Annotated in this window: 14 protein-coding genes; 5 read left to right on the forward strand and 9 right to left on the reverse strand. The window is 61.2% G+C overall.

Annotated features, from left to right (window positions below):
• The first annotated feature begins 24 nt into the window (after positions 1-24).
• Positions 25-2235, forward strand: coding sequence for an LTA synthase family protein (locus DBR18_RS26770; protein WP_108592579.1), 2211 nt, complete (start codon positions 25-27; stop codon positions 2233-2235).
• Positions 2236-2893: 658 nt separating this feature from the next.
• Here DBR18_RS26770 and DBR18_RS26775 read toward each other — a convergent pair.
• The gene (locus DBR18_RS26775; protein WP_108592580.1) at positions 2894-4930 is read right to left on the reverse strand and encodes a TonB-dependent receptor; all 2037 of its coding nucleotides are present in this window, start codon (positions 4928-4930) and stop codon (positions 2894-2896) included.
• Between the two features lie 337 nt (positions 4931-5267).
• Here DBR18_RS26775 and katG point away from each other — a divergent pair, with 337 nt between their 5' ends.
• The gene (gene katG / locus DBR18_RS26780) at positions 5268-7538 is read left to right on the forward strand and encodes a catalase/peroxidase HPI (protein ID WP_108592581.1); all 2271 of its coding nucleotides are present in this window, start codon (positions 5268-5270) and stop codon (positions 7536-7538) included.
• 488 nt (positions 7539-8026) lie between these two features.
• On the opposite strand, the gene pepN is transcribed toward katG, so the two are convergent.
• The 6 genes from pepN to DBR18_RS26810 are packed head-to-tail and all read right to left on the reverse strand — an operon-like array spanning position 8027 to position 14558.
• Entirely contained in the window at positions 8027-10684 is a 2658-nt protein-coding gene (gene pepN, locus DBR18_RS26785) for an aminopeptidase N (RefSeq protein WP_108592582.1), read from the reverse strand.
• A gap of 10 nt (positions 10685-10694) precedes the next feature.
• Complete coding sequence (locus DBR18_RS26790; protein ID WP_108592583.1) at positions 10695-11540, reverse strand: DUF2797 domain-containing protein; 846 nt, start codon at positions 11538-11540, stop codon at positions 10695-10697.
• Complete coding sequence (locus tag DBR18_RS26795; RefSeq protein WP_007919229.1) at positions 11537-11797, reverse strand: YeaC family protein; 261 nt, start codon at positions 11795-11797, stop codon at positions 11537-11539. The genes DBR18_RS26790 and DBR18_RS26795 overlap by 4 nt, the downstream gene beginning before the upstream one ends.
• A 33-nt stretch (positions 11798-11830) precedes the next feature.
• On the reverse strand, positions 11831-12700 hold the full coding sequence (locus DBR18_RS26800; RefSeq protein ID WP_108592584.1) for a rhomboid family intramembrane serine protease: 870 nt from the start codon (positions 12698-12700) through the stop codon (positions 11831-11833).
• Positions 12697-13668: a metallophosphoesterase gene (locus DBR18_RS26805; RefSeq protein ID WP_108592585.1), complete on the reverse strand. Its 972-nt coding sequence runs from the start codon at positions 13666-13668 to the stop codon at positions 12697-12699. Before DBR18_RS26805 ends, DBR18_RS26800 begins: the two co-directional genes overlap by 4 nt.
• Positions 13668-14558, reverse strand: coding sequence for an NAD(+) kinase (locus tag DBR18_RS26810; RefSeq protein ID WP_003224174.1), 891 nt, complete (start codon positions 14556-14558; stop codon positions 13668-13670). Before DBR18_RS26810 ends, DBR18_RS26805 begins: the two co-directional genes overlap by 1 nt.
• 115 nt (positions 14559-14673) lie before the next feature.
• Here DBR18_RS26810 and DBR18_RS26815 point away from each other — a divergent pair, with 115 nt between their 5' ends.
• Entirely contained in the window at positions 14674-15624 is a 951-nt protein-coding gene (locus DBR18_RS26815; RefSeq protein ID WP_108592586.1) for a DUF1853 family protein, read from the forward strand.
• A 131-nt stretch (positions 15625-15755) separates the two neighbouring features.
• Here the strand turns inward: DBR18_RS26815 and DBR18_RS26820 are convergent, their stop codons facing one another.
• Both DBR18_RS26820 and DBR18_RS26830 read right to left on the reverse strand, forming a co-directional pair.
• On the reverse strand, positions 15756-17039 hold the full coding sequence (locus tag DBR18_RS26820; RefSeq protein ID WP_108592587.1) for an arsenic transporter: 1284 nt from the start codon (positions 17037-17039) through the stop codon (positions 15756-15758).
• A 158-nt stretch (positions 17040-17197) separates the two neighbouring features.
• On the reverse strand, positions 17198-17755 hold the full coding sequence (locus DBR18_RS26830; RefSeq protein ID WP_108592588.1) for an NADPH-dependent FMN reductase: 558 nt from the start codon (positions 17753-17755) through the stop codon (positions 17198-17200).
• A gap of 183 nt (positions 17756-17938) precedes the next feature.
• Between DBR18_RS26830 and DBR18_RS26835 the strand changes: the two genes are divergently transcribed.
• Both DBR18_RS26835 and DBR18_RS26840 read left to right on the forward strand, forming a co-directional pair.
• Positions 17939-18169 (forward strand): hypothetical protein, encoded by a 231-nt coding sequence (locus tag DBR18_RS26835; protein ID WP_108592589.1) that lies wholly within the window; start codon positions 17939-17941, stop codon positions 18167-18169.
• Between the two features lie 85 nt (positions 18170-18254).
• Positions 18255-19025 (forward strand): LysR substrate-binding domain-containing protein (locus DBR18_RS26840; protein ID WP_108592602.1); only part of this gene is annotated, 771 nt, incomplete at its 3' end.

The raw sequence follows: 19025 nt of genomic DNA on the forward strand, positions 1-19025 counted from the left end.
TTTCATGGTTGGAAGGTCTTTTTTGTGAGCGTTCTTTTTCGTTGGCTGCGGCTGCCGCACGCCCGTCTCTTTTCCCTGATTCTGCTGGTACTGATCGTGCCGGTGTGCCTGCGGGCGGCGTTGGGCTGGTCGTCGCCGCTGGGCTATCTGTCCGATCTGGCGATGGGCAGTTTGCTGGTGCTGGTGCTGCATCGCCGCGCGTGGTGGCTGGCGTTGCCGTTGCTGCTGTTCTGGGGACTGTTGGCGGTGGCGACGGCCGAGCTGGTCAGTGCTGTCGGCCGACTGCCGAACCCTGCCGATTTGCATTACCTGATTGACCCGCAATTCGTGGAAAACTCCACCGGTGGCGGCCTCGCCCATCCGGCGCTGGGGATTGCCTTGCTGTTGGCGCTGAGCCTCTGGCTGGTCACCCGCTTCGCCAATCGCGGCCAACCTGCGCCCACCCTGCCCCGCACACTGTGGGCCGCACCGGTGCTGCTGTTCGCCGCGCACTGGGGCGTGCAGAACCTGTGGCCGAACGATCAGGACCCGTGGCGCCTGTACAACCTGCCGCATCAGTTGCTCGCCACGCAGGTGGCCGATCTGCAGTTGCAGGCCGAGGAATGGCTGGACGGCGACCTCGAAGAACCCGCGCCGCAGATGGCCGGGTTGACCGATCTGGATCTCAACGGGCACAAGCTGTTGGCCGCGCCGGGGCAGGCGCGCAACGTGCTGATCATCGCGCTGGAAGGCATTCCTGGCGCCTACATCCGCGCCAATCGCGAGGCGATCGGCAGCCACTATCAGGAAGACCTGATGCCCAACCTCAGCCGCTGGGCCGAGCGCGGCATGAACACCCCGGATTACGTGCTGCACACCCACCAGACCATTCGCGGTCTGTACGCCATGCTCTGTGGCGATTACGACAAGCTCAACAACGGCACGCCCAAAGGCGTGGAAATGCTCACCCAGCATGAACGCAATCAGGCCTGCCTGCCGGCGCAACTGCGGCAGAACGGCTTCAGCACCCACTACCTGCAAGGCGCCGGCCTGCGCTTCATGGCCAAGGACAAGATCATGCCGCACATCGGTTTCGATGCGACCCATGGTCTGGAATGGTTCAGCAACGCCAACTACCTGGAATTCCCGTGGGGCAAGGATGACAAGGCGTTCTTCGAAGGTGCGCTGGATTACGTCGGGCAACTGAAGAAGCAGAAGCAACCGTGGATGCTCACCCTGCTGACCGTCGGCACTCACCAGCCCTACTCCGCACCGCAAGACTATCTGGCGCGCTACGAGACGCCCAAGCAGGCCGCCGTCGGGTATCTCGACGATGCACTGGAGCAGTTTCTCAGCGGTCTCGAACGTCAGGGCGTGCTCAAGGACACGCTGGTGGTGATCACTTCCGACGAATCCCACGGCATCGATGGCGTGCGTCTGGCGTCGTCGTGGGGTTTCAACCTGACCCTGGCGCCGGAACACGAGCAGCTGCCGCGATTGAATGCCGGGGTGTACGGGCATGTCGACCTGAGCGCCTCGATCCTCGACTATTTCGACCTGCCGGTGCCCTCGGCGCTCAGCGGCCGTTCGCTGTTTCGCGACTACGACAGCGGGCGCGAAATCATGTCCTACACCAACGGCAAGCTGCGTTACCACAACGGTCAGGGGGTCTTCTCCGAGTGCGACATGCCACGCCGTTGCCGTTATTACCAAAGCGCCGGTTTCATTGCCGACAGCGCCACTTTCAAAGGCAACGAAAGCAGCCAGCAGGCCCGGCAAATTGCCGCGCGGGCCATGGCCCTGGACCTGTCGCTGCTGCGCACGCCGCTCAATCAGCGCTACCAGTTCGGCAGCAACAACGTCATCCCGCTGCAGGCGCAGATCAAGGATGACTGGGCCGACAACCTGATCGGCGCGCAATACCTGGAAATGCCCAAGGGTTCGCACACCCGCGTGCGCCTGACCGTGCGTTCGGTCGATCCGCAGCAGGCCGCTTACATTCAGCTCAAGGCCAAGGAGTTCGAACAGGACGTGCAACTGGGCCTGCCGACAGAGATGGTCGCCACGGCCGATCAGCCGCTGGAGATGGATTTCAGCTTCGACAACCCGCAACAGCGCAAGGCCTTCTCGTTTCACTTGCTGGGTTATGGATTGGGCGCGGTCGAGGTCACGGATTTCAGTGTGATCACTGAGCTGCCGGGGCAGGAAGATCCGCTGGATGCGCTGCCGGACGACGACACCGCGCAGTCAAGCTGATGCCCTTGTGTAGGAGCTGCCGCAGGCTGCGATCTTTTGATTTTGTTTTTTCAAGATCAAGATCAAAAGATCGCAGCCTGCGGCAGCTCCTACAGGGGGGCGATGGGCTATCAGAACGTTGTGCGCACCTTGTGCCTTTGCGCAGGATCGAGCTGGCGCAACATAGGGCGCGGTCGAGGTCACGGATTTCAGTGTGATCACTGAGCTGCCGGGGCAGGAAGATCCGCTGTATGCGCTGCCGGACGACGACACCGCGCAGTCAAGCTGATGCCCTCGTGTAGGAGCTGCCGCAGGCTGCGATCTTTTGATTTTGTTTTTTCAAGATCAAGATCAACAGATCGCAGCCTGCGGCAGCTCCTACAGGGGGTGAGCGGCTGTCAGAACGTTGTGCGCACCTTGTGCCGGTGCAACATTGCGCAGGATCGAGCTGGCGCAATATTGGGTGCGATCGAGGTCACGGATTTCAGTGTGATCACTGAGCTGCCGGGGCAGGAAGATCCGCTGGATGCGTTGCCGGATGACGACACCGCGCAATCGAGCTGATCACATGAACAACGTGTAGGAGCTGCCGCAGGCTGCGATCTTTTGATTTTGTTTTTTCAAGATCAAGATCAAAAGATCGCAGCCTGCGGCAGCTCCTACAGGGGGCGAGCGGCTGTCAGAACGTCGTGCGCAACCCCACCTGAATGCTGCGCCCTTGCGCCGGTGCAATATCGCGCAGGATCGAGCTGGCGTAACGCACGGTCTGATTGGTCAGGTTGTCGGCATTGACGAAGGCCAGCCATTTGCTCTGGCCGACATCGAAGTGATACCCCACATTCGCACCCAGCGTGGTGTAGCCATCGGTGCTGCTTTCGTTATCGGGCACACGATGCTGCGAACTGGCGTGTTCGATGTCGATCCGCGCCTGCCAGCGATCCAGTTCCCACAGCAAGCCGCTGTTCAGGCGTAGCGGCGCGATGCGCGGCAGGTCTTCGCCGGTGTCGAGGTTCTTGGCGCGGGTGTAATCGCCCGACAGCTCCAGAGCAAACTTGCCGTAGGCATTTTCGCCAAGCGTCCAGCGATCCTGCGCCTCGATGCCGCTGAAGCGCGCGCGCACACCCGAGTAGGTGTATTCGGGAATGCCATCGACGTCTTCCTCGCCGTCGTCATTCAGTGCGCGACCCGTGCCGAGCAAACCGATGTAGTTGGAAAAGTGGCTGTAGAACACGCCGACACTGCCCTTGTGCGTGCCGTTATCGAAACGCAACGCGAGGTCGCTGGACACGGCTTTTTCTTTCGACAGCCCGGCATCGCCGACTTCATAGGTGCCGGTCGCGACGTGGGCGCCGTTGGCGTACAGCTCATAGAACGTGGGCGCGCGCTCGGTGTAACCGAGTGTCGCGGCGACCGACCAGACCGGCGTCAGCGTGTACACCGCGCCGGACGACAGGCTGCCGGCGGTGAAACTGCTGGACTTGTCGGCATTGGCAAAACGTTCGTTGCCTTTGCCGTCCGGGTCGACGGTGGTGTGTTCCAGGCGCCCGCCGAGGGTGAACAGCAGACGATCGGTGGCTTGCAACTCTTCCAGAATGAACAGTGCACCGGCGTCGGTATCGGTGTGTGGCACGAAGGCTTCTTCGCCCAGCGCCGAGAATTCGTTGCGGCTGACCTGAGCGCCGATCACTCCGTTGAAAGGCCCCAACGGCTGATGCCGGGCCTCGACCCGCGCTTCGTAACCCTTGTTCTTGAAAGTGGTGCCGACTTCGCCGCCCTCGATTTCCCGATGCTCATAATCGGTGTAGCCCGCATCAAGTTTGACCGAGCTGAACGGGCCGTCGAGGTTGCGGATTTCCGAGGCGAACGCGTAGTGCTCTTGTTGCATGCGGATGCGCACGTCGTCTTCGGCGGGCGAGCCGTAGTTCGAATCGTAATTGCTGTAGGACAGGCCGGCGTAACCGTCATCCCAGGTGTAGGAACCGCCGACGGCGCCGCCATCCTGACGACCGTCGCTGTTGGCCAGCCGATGCTTGCGCGCGTCGCCGTCATCCTCGGCGCGTGCAGCGCCGGTTTTGGCGTAACCGGGGATTTTCAGGTCATTGAATTCCCGGGCGCTGGCGTCCAGGTGCAAGGCGAACTGACCGTTACCCGCCTCCAGTTTCCCGGCGCTGCTGCGGGTGGTGTCGGCGCCGCCGTAGCGCAATTCGCCCGCACCGTGAATGCCATCGATGGTCTCGGTGGGGATGCGGTTATCGAAAGTGTTGACCACCCCGCCAATCGCACTGCCGCCATACAGCAACGCTGCCGGGCCACGGACGATTTCAATGCGCTCGACGTTGATCGGATCCAGCGGCACCGCGTGGTCGTACGACAGCGATGAGGCGTCCAGCGCGCCAACGCCGTTACGCAGGATGCGAATGCGATCACCGTCCTGACCACGAATGATCGGCCGACTCGCGCCCGGGCCGAAGTACGACGAGGACACGCCGGGCTGCTTGTTCAGCGTCTCGCCGAGGCTGCCCTTCTGCTGAAACGTCAGCTCGTCGCCGCTGAGGACGGTCGAAGGTGATGCGAGGGTCTGGCTGCCCAGCGGATTGCCGGTGATGACTTGCGGTTGCAGCTCGAGCGGTTCGGCGGCGAACACTGGCGAGGCGATCAGCAGCGCGGCGGCCAGCGGAGTCAGGCGTCGTTGTAGGGTTTGGGAACGGGCAGGCATTTCAGAACTTCCATGAGCAGAAAAAATGAGAATCGCTGCCGGCGTTTTGCAAATGATGCCGGCAGAAACAGAATGAAATCTTTTTTATGTTATACAATAACATTTCTTTCTGTCATCACGATTCTTGCAATTCGTTTTGCAGCGAGCGCTCAAGCACGCAGTTTCTGGCGCAGATCGGGAGCCTGCAGCGACCTGCCCGAGTACGGGAAAATGCTGAAAGACTGCGCCTATCAAACTCCAATAGTCGGCCTATTAGCTGACTGCCCGAGTCGGGTCTAGCCTTACTAGTCCGAAGTCGGCACGAGCCGGCCGTACAAGACCTGATAAGGACCCGAACATGGCAAACGAATCGAAATGCCCGTTCAACCACGCAGCCGGTGGTGGTACGACGAACCGTGACTGGTGGCCGAATCAACTGAACCTGAAGATCCTCAGCCAGCACTCGCCCAAGTCCGATCCGCTGGGCAAGGACTTCGACTACGCCAAAGCCTTCCAGAGCCTGGACTTCCAGGCCCTGAAACAAGACCTGCGCGCGCTGATGACCGATTCCCAGGACTGGTGGCCCGCCGACTTCGGCCACTACGGCCCGCTGTTCATCCGCATGGCCTGGCACAGCGCCGGTACCTATCGCACCGCCGATGGCCGCGGTGGCGCCGGCTCCGGGCAACAGCGTTTTGCCCCGCTCAACAGCTGGCCGGACAACGTCAGCCTCGACAAGGCCCGGCGCCTGCTGTGGCCGATCAAGCAGAAATACGGTCGCAATATTTCCTGGGCTGACCTGATCGTGCTCACCGGCAACGTTGCCCTGGAATCGATGGGCTTCAAGACCTTCGGCTTCTCCGGAGGCCGTCCCGATGTGTGGGAACCGGACGAAGACGTCTACTGGGGTTCGGAACACGAATGGCTCGGTGGCGACAGCCGCTACGGCAAAGACAAGTCCGCCATGCAGGAACCCGGTGACGGCACGCTGGTGGCCGAACCGGACCTGCACGGCAAAGAGGAAAGCCGCACCGATCAGGGCGAACGCAATCTGGAAAATCCGCTGGCCGCCGTGCAGATGGGCCTGATCTACGTGAACCCGGAAGGCCCCGAGGGCAACCCGGATCCGGTGGCGTCGGGCCGTGATATCCGCGAGACCTTCGGCCGCATGGCCATGAACGACGAAGAAACCGTGGCCCTGATCGCTGGCGGTCACGCCTTCGGCAAGACCCACGGTGCCGGCCCGGCGGACAATGTCGGGCCTGAGCCGGAAGCTGCCGGGCTGGAGGAACAAGGTCTCGGCTGGCGCAACGCATTCGGCACCGGCAAGGGCGCCGACACCATCACCAGTGGCCTGGAAGTCACCTGGACCACCACCCCGACCCAGTGGAGCAACAACTACCTGGAAAACCTGTTCGGCTTCGAGTGGGAACTGTTCAAGAGCCCGGCCGGGGCGCACCAGTGGAAACCGAAAAACGGTGCTGGCGCCGGCACCGTTCCGCACGCGCACGATCCGAGCAAAAAGCTTTCGCCGACCATGCTCACCTCTGATCTGGCCCTGCGCTTCGACCCGATCTACGAGCCGATCGCCCGGCGCTTCCTGGCCAATCCCGATCAGTTGGCCGACGCCTTCGCCCGCGCCTGGTACAAGCTGATCCACCGTGACATGGGGCCACTGGCGCGCTACCTCGGGCCAGAACTGCCCAATGAAGAATTGCTGTGGCAGGACCCGATTCCCGAGGCATCTCACCCATTGATCGACAGCAACGATGCGACAGCGCTGAAAAGCAAAGTGCTGGCTTCTGGCCTGTCGGTGTCGCAACTGGTATCCACCGCCTGGGCGGCCGCGTCCACCTTCCGTGGTTCCGATAAGCGCGGCGGCGCCAATGGCGGGCGTCTGCGTCTGGCCCCGCAGAAGTTCTGGCAGGCCAACCAGCCGGAGCAGCTGGACAAAGTGCTGAAGACTCTGGAGGACATTCAGAACGAGTTCAATGCAGGGTCATCTGGCAAGAAAGTCTCGCTGGCGGACCTGATTGTGCTGGCAGGTAATGCCGGGGTCGAGCAAGCGGCGAAAAATGCCGGGCACTCGGTCTCTGTGCCGTTCAACCCAGGCCGTACCGATGCGACTCAGGAGCAAACCGACGTCGAGTCGTTTGGTTTCCTTGAACCGATTGCCGATGGTTTCCGCAATTACAGCAAAGGCAAATACACCGTTTCCGCCGAAGCATTGCTGATCGACAAAGCGCAGTTGCTCACCCTCTCCGCGCCGGAAATGACCGTACTGGTCGGCGGTCTGCGGGTATTGGGGGCCAACGTCGGGCAGAGCCGGCATGGTGTGTTCACCTCGCGCACTGAAACGCTGAGCAATGACTTCTTCACCAACCTGCTGGACATGGGCGTGGAGTGGAAACCAACGTCAGCAGCGGCGGACGAGTTCGAAGGACGCGACCGTAAAACCGGCAGCGTGAAGTGGACGGCAACGCGGGTCGATCTGGTGTTTGGTTCCAACGCGATATTGCGCGCGCTGGCCGAGGTGTATGCAAGCTCCGACGCGAAGGAACAGTTCGTGAAGGACTTCGTGACGGCGTGGGCCAAAGTAATGGATCTGGACCGGTTTGACCTGAAGTAACCTGCAGGAGCTGCGGAACGCTGCGGTCTTTTGATCCTGATCTTGAAAAATCAAAGTCAAAAGATCGCAGCCTCGTTGCACTCGGCAGCTCCTACACCGACTTGTGTACGACGCAAAAACCTGCAGGAGCTGCGGAACGCTGCGATCTTTTGATCCTGATTTTGAAAAATCAAAGTCAAAAGATCGCAGCCTCGTTGCACTCGGCAGCTCCTACACCGACTTGTGGACGACGTGAAAACTGTAGGAGCTGCGGCACGCTGCGATCTTTTGATCCTGATTTTGAAAAATCAAAGTCAAAAGATCGCAGCCTCGTTGCACTCGGCAGCTCCTACACCGAATTGTGTACGACGTGAAAACTGTAGGAGCTGCGGCACGCTGCGATCTTTTGATCTTGATTTAAACAACCAGAATCAAAAGATCGCAGCCTCGTTTCACTCGGCAGCTCCTACAGGGTTTTGTGTTCGCCTGAAATATTGATCAGGCAAGCGTTACGCCAGGCTTTTGCTTACCACTTCGTACACATCACTCGACAACTGCCCCGACGCCAGAATCCGCTCCAGTTCAGCCTTCATCAGCGCCTGTCGCGCAGTGTCGTACTTGCGCCAGCGCGTCAGCGGCGCCAGTTGGCGCGAAGCGATCTGCGGGTTGAAGCCGTTCAGTTCGATCACCAGATCCGCGAGGAAGCGGTAACCCGAACCGTCGGCAGCGTGGAAGTTGATCAGGTTCTGTCCGGCAAAGGCACCGACCAGCGCACGCACCTTGTTCGGGTTCTTGATGTTGAACGCCGGGTGCTGCATCAAGGCTTTCACCCGCGCCAGACCGCCCGGCAGTGTGCTGCCGGCCTGCACGCTGAACCACTGATCCATGACCAGCGGGTTGTCCTTGAAGTGCTCGGCAAAACTCGCCAGCGCCAGGGCTTTCTGCTCTTCAAACGGCGAGTTGACCAGCACGGCCAGCGCAGTCAGGCGCTCGGTCATGTTGTCGCTGTTTTCGAACTGCTCAAGGGCTGCGGCCAGCACCTCGGGCTTGCCGCTGAGCATCAGGTACGACAGCGCAATGTTCTGCAGCGCACGACGGGCAAAATGCTCGGCCTCGGCCACATACGGCGTCTGCTTCGACAGGTCGCGGTTAGCCTGATAGCGCAGCCACAACGCTTCAAACAGGTTGTCCGCCAGTTGTTTGCGGGCAAACTCGCGAGCGTTGTGGATCGCCTCGACGTCCGCCACTTCACTGATTTCGGTCAGATAGGCCTCGCTTGGCAGCGAAAGCATTTCGGCGACCATGGCCTGATCCAGCGACTCATCGGACAGCACGGTTTTCAGCGCCGAGACCAGACGCGGATCGAGCACCAGGCTCTCGCCCTTCTGCTGCTGGGCGATCAGCTCCTGCAGCACCTGCACCGACAGTTGCTGACCGGCATCCCAGCGGTTGAAGCCGTCGCTGTCGTGCTGCATCAGGAACATCAACTGGTCGCGGTTGTACGGGAAGCTCAGTTTTACCGGCGCCGAGAAACCACGCAGCAGCGATGGCAGCGGCTGTTCGGCGATGTCGACGAAGGTGAAGGTCTGTTCGGCTTCGGTGACCGAAATCACGCGGCTGGTGCCTTGCGCCGATGCTTCACCGGCCAGACGCAGGGCGATCTCGTTGCCTTTGCTGTCGAGCAGACCGAGTTCGACCGGGATCACGAACGGCAGTTTTTCCACTTTGTCCGGGGTTTCCGGGCAGCTCTGGCGGAAGGTCAGGCTGTAGGTTTTCGCCGCCGCGTCGTAGGACTCGCTGACCGCCAGACGCGGTGTACCGGCCTGGCTGTACCAGCGCTTGAACTGGGTCAGGTCGACACCGTTGGCGTCTTCCATGGCCTTGACGAAATCGTCACAGGTCACCGCCTGGCCGTCGTGGCGTTCGAAGTACAGGTCACTGCCCTTGCGGAAGCCTCCGGCGCCCAGCAGTGTGTGGATCATGCCGACCACTTCCGAGCCTTTTTCGTACACGGTCAGGGTGTAGAAGTTGGAAATCTCGATGAAGCTGTCCGGGCGCACCGCGTGGGCCATTGGGCCTGCATCTTCGGCGAACTGGTGGGTACGCAGGTAGGCCACGTCCTGAATGCGCTTGACCGTGGCCGAGTTCATGTCCGAGGAGAAACCGGCGTCGCGGAACACGGTGAAGCCTTCCTTGAGCGACAGCTGGAACCAGTCGCGGCAGGTCACGCGGTTGCCCGACCAGTTGTGGAAGTATTCGTGGGCGACAATCGCTTCGACCCGCTGGTGCGCGGCGTCGGTGGCGGTTTCGGCGCGGGCCAGCACGGCGCTGGAGTTGAAGATGTTGAGGCCCTTGTTCTCCATCGCGCCCATGTTGAAGTCGTTGACGGCGACGATCATGAAGATGTCCAGATCGTATTCACGACCGTAGACCTCTTCGTCCCAGCGCATCGATTTCTTCAGGCTGTTCATCGCGTGCTGGCACTTGTCGATGTTTTCCGGCTCGACGTAGATGCGCAGCGCGACGTTGCGTTTGGTCATGGTGGTGAAGGAGTCTTCGACGCACCACAGGTCACCGGCCACCAGCGCAAACAGGTACGCCGGTTTCATGAACGGGTCTTCCCAGGTCGCCCAGTGCCGGCCGTCTTCGCCAGGGCCGGAGGCAATCGGGTTGCCGTTGGACAGCAACACCGGGTAGCTGTGCTGCTCGGCGACCACCGTGGTGGTGAACTTGCTCATCACGTCCGGGCGGTCGAGGTAATAGGTGATCTTGCGGAAGCCTTCGGCCTCGCACTGGGTGCAGAACATCGTGCCGGACTTGTACAGGCCTTCCAGCGCGGTGTTGGTTTCCGGGTGAATCCGGACGCTGGTATCGACCGTGAAACTTTCGCTGGCCGGTTGCAGGGTCAGGGTGTTTTCGGTCAATTGATAGTCGCCGGCACTCAGTTCCCGGTCGGCCAGGGTGACCGACAGCAGCTCCAGTTGCTGGCCATCGAGTACCAGCGGCGGCAGGCCCGGGCCACGCTCGGGGTTGCGGCGCATCACCAGTTGCGCGTGGACCAGGCTGTGGTCCTCGAACAACTCGAAGGTCAGGTGCGTCTCGTCGATCAGGTACTCGGGCGCCTGATAGTCCTTCAGGTAAATCATCTTCGGTTGTTCGGTGCGCATGCTGGATTCCTTATTGATGCAAGGCGATTTGATGCACGGCGAGCTGATAGGCCGTGTACTTGCGAATGTTGATCACGCCGGTGTCGAAGATCAGGTACTGACCCTTGATCCCCAGCAGCGTGCCTTCGGCAATCGGGTTCTTGTCCAGGTTGAAGCTGACGATTTTGGCCGGGTATTGCTCGACCGGATAGCGGATTTCGAGCGGTTCTACATCGGCAATCGTCTGAATTGCCTGTAGGCCGAATCGCTGTTGCAGCCCCTGCAAGCCTTCGGCGCAGCTTTCAAACAGCTGATCGCGTACCTGCGCCAGATCCACCGCCGCCGCATCGCCCTTGAGCAACGCGCGCCAGTTGGTCTTGTCGGCCACCTGACTGCGGAACAGGTCTTCGACGAAGCCCGACTGCTGCCGCGTCGATACACGCATGATCGGCAGCGCCTGACTCGCGCCCTGATCCAGCCAGCGGGTCGGCAGTTGCGTAGCGCGGGTGATGCCGACCTTGATCCCCGACGAGTTGGCCAGGTACACCACATGATCGGTCATGCAGAATTTCTGACCCCACTCCGGTTCACGGCAGGTGCCGGCCTCGAAGTGGCAGCGCTCCGGACTCATGATGCAGAGGTCGCACTGCGCGAGTTTGGTCATGCACGGGTAGCAATAACCCTGACTGAAACTGGTTTTGGTCCGGCGCCCGCAATGGGTGCAATGGATCGCTCCCAGATACTCAAGACGCACCGTCGTGCCGATCAACGGGTTGACCGGCACCTCGACGTCATCCAGACGAAACGCGTACTGCACATTCGGCCCGTCCAGGCGCGCCGACATCTTGCTGATTGCACCGCGGCCAATCTCGATCAATGGATGGCATCCGACTTGAACAGAATGTTCGGCACTTCGATCGACTTCGACGCACATTCCTGCGGCCCCATGTAACCGGTGCGCTGGTCTTCGGGCAGGTTCTGGATTTCCCAGGCGATCATCGCCTGCAGCGACAGCTCGCGCTGTTCGGCGGTGAGTTTGCCACCGTCGGACCACTTGCCGATTTCCACGGCCAGTTTCAGGCTCTCGTAGATGTCCGGGGTGATGTTGTTGATCATGTCGTTAAAAGAGGACATCAGGGTCTCCGTGCTCTTTATTCACTTAAAAATTCAGGCGGCCAGTTTACGGCGGTTATACAAACCACCCAACAAACCGGTGAAGCATCCGATGAGTAACCCGCTGAGGTGGGCGGCATTGGCGATCTGACCGAAACCGATCATCGAGACCAGCCCGGACATGCAGATCACCAGCCACACCAGCATCATCACCAGCACGCCTCGTGGCAGGCGATAGGCCGGGTTCGGCGCCAGCAACTGGAAAATCCAGCAGTGGCCGAGCAGTCCGTACAGCACGCCAGACAGGCCGCCGAACAGGCTCGGGCCGCTCCAGGCAAACTGCGCGTAGTTCGACACCAGGCTGAACAACAACGTCAGACCGAGCAGATTGATGCTGCCCTGACGCGACTCGATGCGCCGTCCCAGTTCCCAGTACCACATGCCGTTCATGGCCAGGTGCAGGATGCCGAAGTGCAGCAGCATCGGCGTGAACAGCCGCCACCACTGCCCCGCCGCGAGGCTGTCGGCCAGCGGTGTGAACTGGATGTACTCGCCGGCCACGCGAAAATCGAGGAAGGTCAGCCAGCGCACGGTCTCAAGGTTGTCACCCAGGTAGGTCAGCCCGGCGACCAGCAGGCTCAGCAGCAGAATCAGTCCGGTGGCCCTGGCGTGCTTGAGTTGCTCGGCAAAGCCCGGACGCTTGAAAGTCGGGGCTTGCGGGATGTCCAGTTGTTGATCCGGATCGCCGGCCGGGAAGCGCTCGTACAGCGAACGCACGTCCTCGCTGATTTCCGAAGGCGCCCACAGCACCTGCTCACCCGCCTCTTCACTGACCCGATGCGGCACCTGCATGCGTTGCAGCAGTTTGACGAACCCGCTCAGGTCCACCGTCATCGGCAGACGCAATACCGCTACCGCACTCATTGCAGCACCTCCGGCCGCTCGACATCGACCCAGACAAATTTATGCGGATCCAGACGTGTTTCCTGATCCAGACGATAAGCCACCAGTTTGCCGTAGAGCACCGCGCTGTAATCGAGACACGCGAGGTTCGGGCGGATCGGCGCCGGTTTGCCGCTGCGCCAGTAGTGGCCGACGAACAGCAACGGCTCGTCGATGCCATAGCGCAGCAGGTTGTTTTTTTCGCTGGAAGTCAGCGGTTTCTGCGCCACCGGTTCGGGCAGTGCATCAGGCTGGAAAACGATATCGCCGTAAGTTTTCGGGTCGTCTTCCCAGAATTTGGTGCGGAAGAACGAACGCACCAGACCGTCGCCGCTGGTCATGGTCAGGCCATCCGGCAGGCGCATGTCGGTGCCGCGCAGCAAGCGATCAAACACCGTGCAGGCAAAGCTGTCCGGCACCGCTGAGGCCTGCAGGAAGTGTTCGTCGATGCAGCCGTCGGGGAACAGCGCGCGCAGCGGCTCGATCAGCCCGGCATCCCAGCAGGCGTGCACCACACGGAAACGCCCGGCGTCGACAAACAGCGGCAGTTCGTAGAACCAGCGCTGAAAGTCGTGCCAGTCGCCGGGGTGGCCTTCGAACTGGGTCAGGGTTTCGTGCAGCAGACGCGCGTGGCGCGGCGTGTGCTCACGCACGAACTGCTTGCCGCTGCCCGGAGGCGCCGGCGTGCTCCAGCCCAACGCGTTGAATTCGTGGTTGCCCATGATGCACAGCGCCTGCCCGGCCTCGACCATGTCGTGGACGATGTGCAGCGCCTCGCGGATCCGCGGGCCACGGTCGATGATGTCGCCGACGAACACGGCCATGCGCGATGGATGCCGCCAGACCCCGCTCTGCTTGTGATAACCGAGTCGGTCAAGCAAGTGTTCCAGGGTCAGGGCGCATCCGTGCACGTCACCAATCAAGTCATAACTGCGCGCGGGATCGAGCATCAGTCGCCTCCACCGCCCAACTTGCTGCCCCAGCCGAGCTTGGTCCGGCAGACTTCGTAGTAGTTGTGGTCGAGCGGATGAATCAGCCGCAGCTTCTGGGCTTTCTTGCTGACGGTGATGGTGTCGCCCGGCGCGCAGGTGAAGTGGTTCTGCCCGTCGCAGGAGACTTGCGGGTAGATCTGCATGTTTTTCGACACGACGATTTTCAGCTCACTGTTGCCATCGACCACGATTGGCCGGCTGGACAACATATGGGGATACATCGGCACGATCACAATGGCATCGAGCTTGGGGTGCATGATCGGACCACCGGCGGACAGCGCGTACGCGGTGGAACCGGTCGGCGTGGCGACGATCAGGCCGTCGGCCTTCTGGCTGCAGACGAACTGGCCGTCGATGTACAGCTCGAACTCGATCATCCGCGTTGATTTGCCCGGGTGCAGCACCACGTCGTTCAGTGCATCGCCCTGGCCGATGGCCTCGGCATGGCGGCGCACTTCGGCCTGCAGCAGGAAACGGTTTTCCACCAGATAATGGCCGTCGAGCACCTTGGCCACTTCAACTTCCAGCTCGTCGGGGCGAATGTCGGTGAGAAAACCGAGGCTGCCACGGTTGATCCCCAGCACCGGAATATTGTGCTTGGCCAGCGCCCGCGCGGCGCCGAGCAGGCTGCCGTCACCGCCAACGACAATCACCATGTCGCAGACTTCGCCGAGCATCTTGCGTGACGAAGTCTGCAGGCCATGGCCCGGCAGGACTTCGGCGATGGTGTCTTCGAGAATCACGTGCAGGTGACGATCGAGCAGAAAGCGTTTCAGTCGGCGGACGGTATCCAGCACCTGGGAACTGCCCAGGCGACCGATGATGCCGATATTACGAAATTGCTCCATGGGACCTCTGCGGACAATCGAAAACGCGAAAAGCACGATTATGGGCGAAAGCCTGCGATAGACAAAATCCTTTCAGCCACAAGGGTGCGCTCGTGTTTCAGGCTATGCTCGCAAGATGATCCTGTTTCCCGACCTGCTCCAGTTGCCCCACCAATTACGCCATCCGGAAGTGCGGGATCTGGCGTGGGTGATTCTCGCCCCGCCGATGCTGGCCGCGACGCCGTGGCCGCAGCGTCATCCACTGGCGGGCAGCGACTGGGTCAGCGATCCGCAGCGTCTGGAGCACTGGCTGCGGCAACTGGACCGTGACAGTTATGGCTTGCTGCACTGGCTGTCGCAGGCACGCACCCGGCGGCTGGGCCTGTATTACGAGCGGCTGTGGCAGTTTGCCGTAGAGCATGCGCCGGGCATTGAACTGATTGCTGCCAATCTGCCCATTCGCCGCGAGGGTCACACCCTCGGCGAACTGGACATGCTGCTGCGCGACCGTGACGGCGTGCATCACCTGGAACTGGCGATCAAGCTCTACCTCGGCCCGCAGAATGGCGACGGTCACGACCCGGCGCAATGGCTGGGGCCGGGTTGTCACGATCGGCTGGACCGCAAACTGGCGCATCTGGCCGAACATCAACTGCCGATCTCGGCGCGCCCGGAAAGCCGCGCGGCGCTGGCCACACTGGATATTGAAGTGTTCAGTGCGCAGTTGTGGCTGGGTGGCTACCTGCTGTACCCGTGGCCCGGCCAGGCCGAACCACCGAAAGGCGCGCATCCGCAGCACCTGCGCGGCAGTTGGCTGCATCAGAAGGACTGGCCGGCGTTCGTCGCCCAGCGCCCGGCCGGACGCTGGCAACCCCTGCCCCGGCATGCGTGGCTGGCGCCGGCGCATTACCCGGCGGATCAGGCCTGGAGCGCTGAACAACTGCAGATGTGGCTGGATGATCTGGAACCGATGGCCCCGGCGCAGCTGATGGTGCGCCTGACCGAGAATGCACAGGGGGAATGGGAAGAGGCGGAGCGGTTGTTTCTGGTGGCGGATCTTTGGCCGAATGTGCCGGGCCAGACCTGAGATTTTGCGGTGTTTGCACCGGCCCCATCGCTGGCAAGCCAGCTCCCACCGGGATCTTCTGTGCGCTCACTATCTGAGCCACACCACAAAACCTGTGGGAGCTGGCTTGCCAGCGATAAGGCCGACTCGGTTTAAAGGGATAACCGCACAGCCAAAGCCGCCAAGGTCACCAACAACACCGGCACCGTCAGCACAATCCCGACCCTGAAGTAATACCCCCAGCCAATCCGGATATCCTTGCGCGCCAACACATGCAGCCAGAGCAGAGTCGCCAGACTGCCGATCGGCGTAATCTTCGGCCCCAGGTCGCTGCCGATCACGTTGGCATAGATCATCGCCTCCTTGACCACGCCACTGGCTTGACTCGCATCAATCGACAACAAGCCGATCAGCACCGTCGGCAGGTTGTTCATGATCGACGACAGCAACGCCGTCAGCACCCCGGTGCCCAGCGCCGCGCCCCACACGCCATACCCGGCGAATACGTCCAGCCAGCCGGCCAGATACCCGGTCAGCCCGGCATTGCGCAGGCCATACACCACCAGGTACATGCCCAGCGAAAAAATCACGATCTGCCACGGCGCTTCTTTCAGCACTTTGCGCGTGGAAATCCTGTGCCCACGGGCAGCAATCCCCAGCAGCAGCGCGGCGCAGATCGCCGAGATCGCGCTGATCGGGATGCCCAACTGCTCGAGGAAGAAACAGCCGATCAACAGGATCACCAACACTACCCAACCGGCATAGAACGTGGCTTTGTCGTGGATCGCCGTGTGCGGCTGCTCGAGTTGTTCGGGATCGTAGGTCTTGGGAATGTCGCGGCGGAAAAACCACATCAGCACGGCGAGCGTCGCCGCCACGCTGACGAAGTTGACCGGCACCATCACCGCCGCATAGCGGTTGAAACCGATGTGAAAGAAGTCCGCCGAAACGATGTTGACCAGGTTCGACACCACCAGCGGCAGGCTGGCGGTGTCGGCAATGAAACCGGCGCCCATGACGAACGCCAGGGTCGCCGCCGGGGAAAAGCGCAGCGCCAGCAGCATCGAAATCACGATTGGCGTGAGGATCAGCGCCGCGCCGTCATTGGCGAACAGCGCCGACACCAGCGCGCCGAGCAGCACCATGAAGGCAAACAGCTTGCGCCCGCTGCCGCGCCCCCAGCGCGCCACATGCAGCGCGGCCCAGGCGAAAAACCCGGCTTCGTCGAGCAGCAGGCTGATGATGATCAGCGCAACGAAGGTGCCGGTGGCGTTCCAGATGATTTGCCACACCAGCGGAATGTCGCTCAGGTGCACCACGCCGAAGATCAGCGCCAGTACTGCGCCGAGCGTCGCGCTCCAGCCGACCCCAAGGCCTTTGGGTTGCCAGATGACCAGGGTGATGGTCAGCAGGAAGATCAGTGACGCAGCGAGCATTCGCGAGACAGCCTTGGATTGAGATGGAGAAGTGAAGCCAACACCAAAAACTGTAGGAGTGAGCCTGCTCGCGATAGCGGACTGTCAGTTACCAATCAATCGACTGACACACCGCTATCGCGAGCAGGCTCACTCCTACATAGTTTTCCGGGTATGGCTTATTTTTTGTGTTGCTCTACGAATTGTCCGTAGGCATTGATGAAGTTCTGCAGAAAAGGTTTCACCGAATCGCTCAACTTGCCCGCTTCGTCAAACGCCGAACCCGCGCCGCCCAGATACGCTTCCGGCTGCTGCATGCACGGCACATTGAGAAACACGAAAGACTGACGCAGATGCTGGTTGGCCCCAAAACCGCCAATGGCCCCCGGCGACACGCTGATCACCGCGCCCGGTTTGCCACCCCAGACACTCTTGCCATAAGGCCGTGAACCCACGTCAATCGCATTCTTCAAAGGCGCCGGCACCGAGCGGTTGTATTCCGGGGTGACAAACAGCACCGCGTCGGAAGAGCCCACCTGCTGGCGAAAAGTGCTGTAGGCTGCCGGCGGTGAATCGCCGTCGATGTCTTCGTTATAAAGTGGCAGGTCGCCAATTTCGACAATCTTCAGTTTGAGATTGGCCGGTGCCAGCTCGGCCAGCGCCAGTGCAACCTTGCGGTTGATCGATGCTTTGCGCAGGCTGCCGACGACTACAGCGACGTTGTAGACATTGCTCATGGAAGACTCTCGACTGTCCGTGGGAAGAGCCTGTAGTTATAGATGATTCGATGACGGTTTCACCAGTGAACGAGGGAATTTCCTCCGCGCCGATTATTTTTTTCCTGTAGGAAAACTTACAGGCCTTGATGACGGTCTACCAAGCCGCAAATCAAGCGTTTTATCTCCAGAGGTTCTAAGCAGATGGCAGCAGTACTGGTCGGTCAGTTCCATGCAAGAGACGCGGAAGGCCGCGTTTATTCCGTGCATGAATTCCAGGAATCCAACCCGTCCGCGGACGGTTCCACTGGCTCGGAGCCTATTTACAGACTGGCCATTGGCGATCGCGTCAACAAGGTCAACGAGAACGAGTTTCTTCTGGTTCAATCAGGTATCACCCTGATCCGTGAACCTGAGCCAACCGTCGCTTCATAACCGGCCGTTATGAGCAGAAGTCATATGCGCAGACTTGGGGTAGGATTCAGCCACTGACCCCACCTGCTGAACATGGACTTCACGCATGCGTTTACGTCATATCGAAGTGATTCAGGCGCTCTTGCAGACCGGTCACCTGGGCACCGCCGCCGAATGGCTGCAACTGCCGGTGGCCGAAGTCGAAGAGCGATTGCGCGAAGCCGAGAGCGAGTTGGGGTTCATGCTGTTTGCCAGCGTCCGCGGGCGCCTGCAATCGACGCCTGAAGCGCGCGCACTGCAAGTCGAGATCGCTCACGTTTATGAAGCATTGGAGCCGGTGCAGCGGCTGGCCAGCAGCCTCAAACAATACCTCGCCCCGCCCCTGCGCATCATCGGCACCCCGCCGCTGGCGCAACATCTTTTGCCGCAAGGCATCGCCCTGCTGCGCCGGCGCTTGCCGGATGCACCTTGCCGTCTGCTCAGCTCGCCCACTTGCGACATCGTGCGCAGCCTGCTGCTGCGCGAAAGCGATCTGGGCCTGAGCCTGCACGATCCGGAACACCCCGACATCCACGCGCAACCGCTGGCCCACGGCAAGCTGCAACTGCTCGCGCCCCACGGCTGGCTGCAGCCCAAACAGAAATACATATCCCTGCAGGAGCTGGCCGGCCAGGCGATGATCGGCCTCGAAGGTCAGGATCCGCTGAACCCGGCGCTGGAGCACAAACTCCAGGCCCTGCGCCCGGCGCCGAGCATCCAGACCCGCGTACAAACCCATCAGATGATGCGCAGCATGGTCGAGGCCGGTGAAGGACTGGCCATCGTCGATCCATTCACCGCCCTCGGCGCACGGGCGGGCGGACTGGACGTCTGCCCG

The organism is Pseudomonas sp. HMWF021 (assembly GCF_003061005.1).
Taxonomy (GTDB): Bacteria; Pseudomonadota; Gammaproteobacteria; order Pseudomonadales; family Pseudomonadaceae; genus Aquipseudomonas.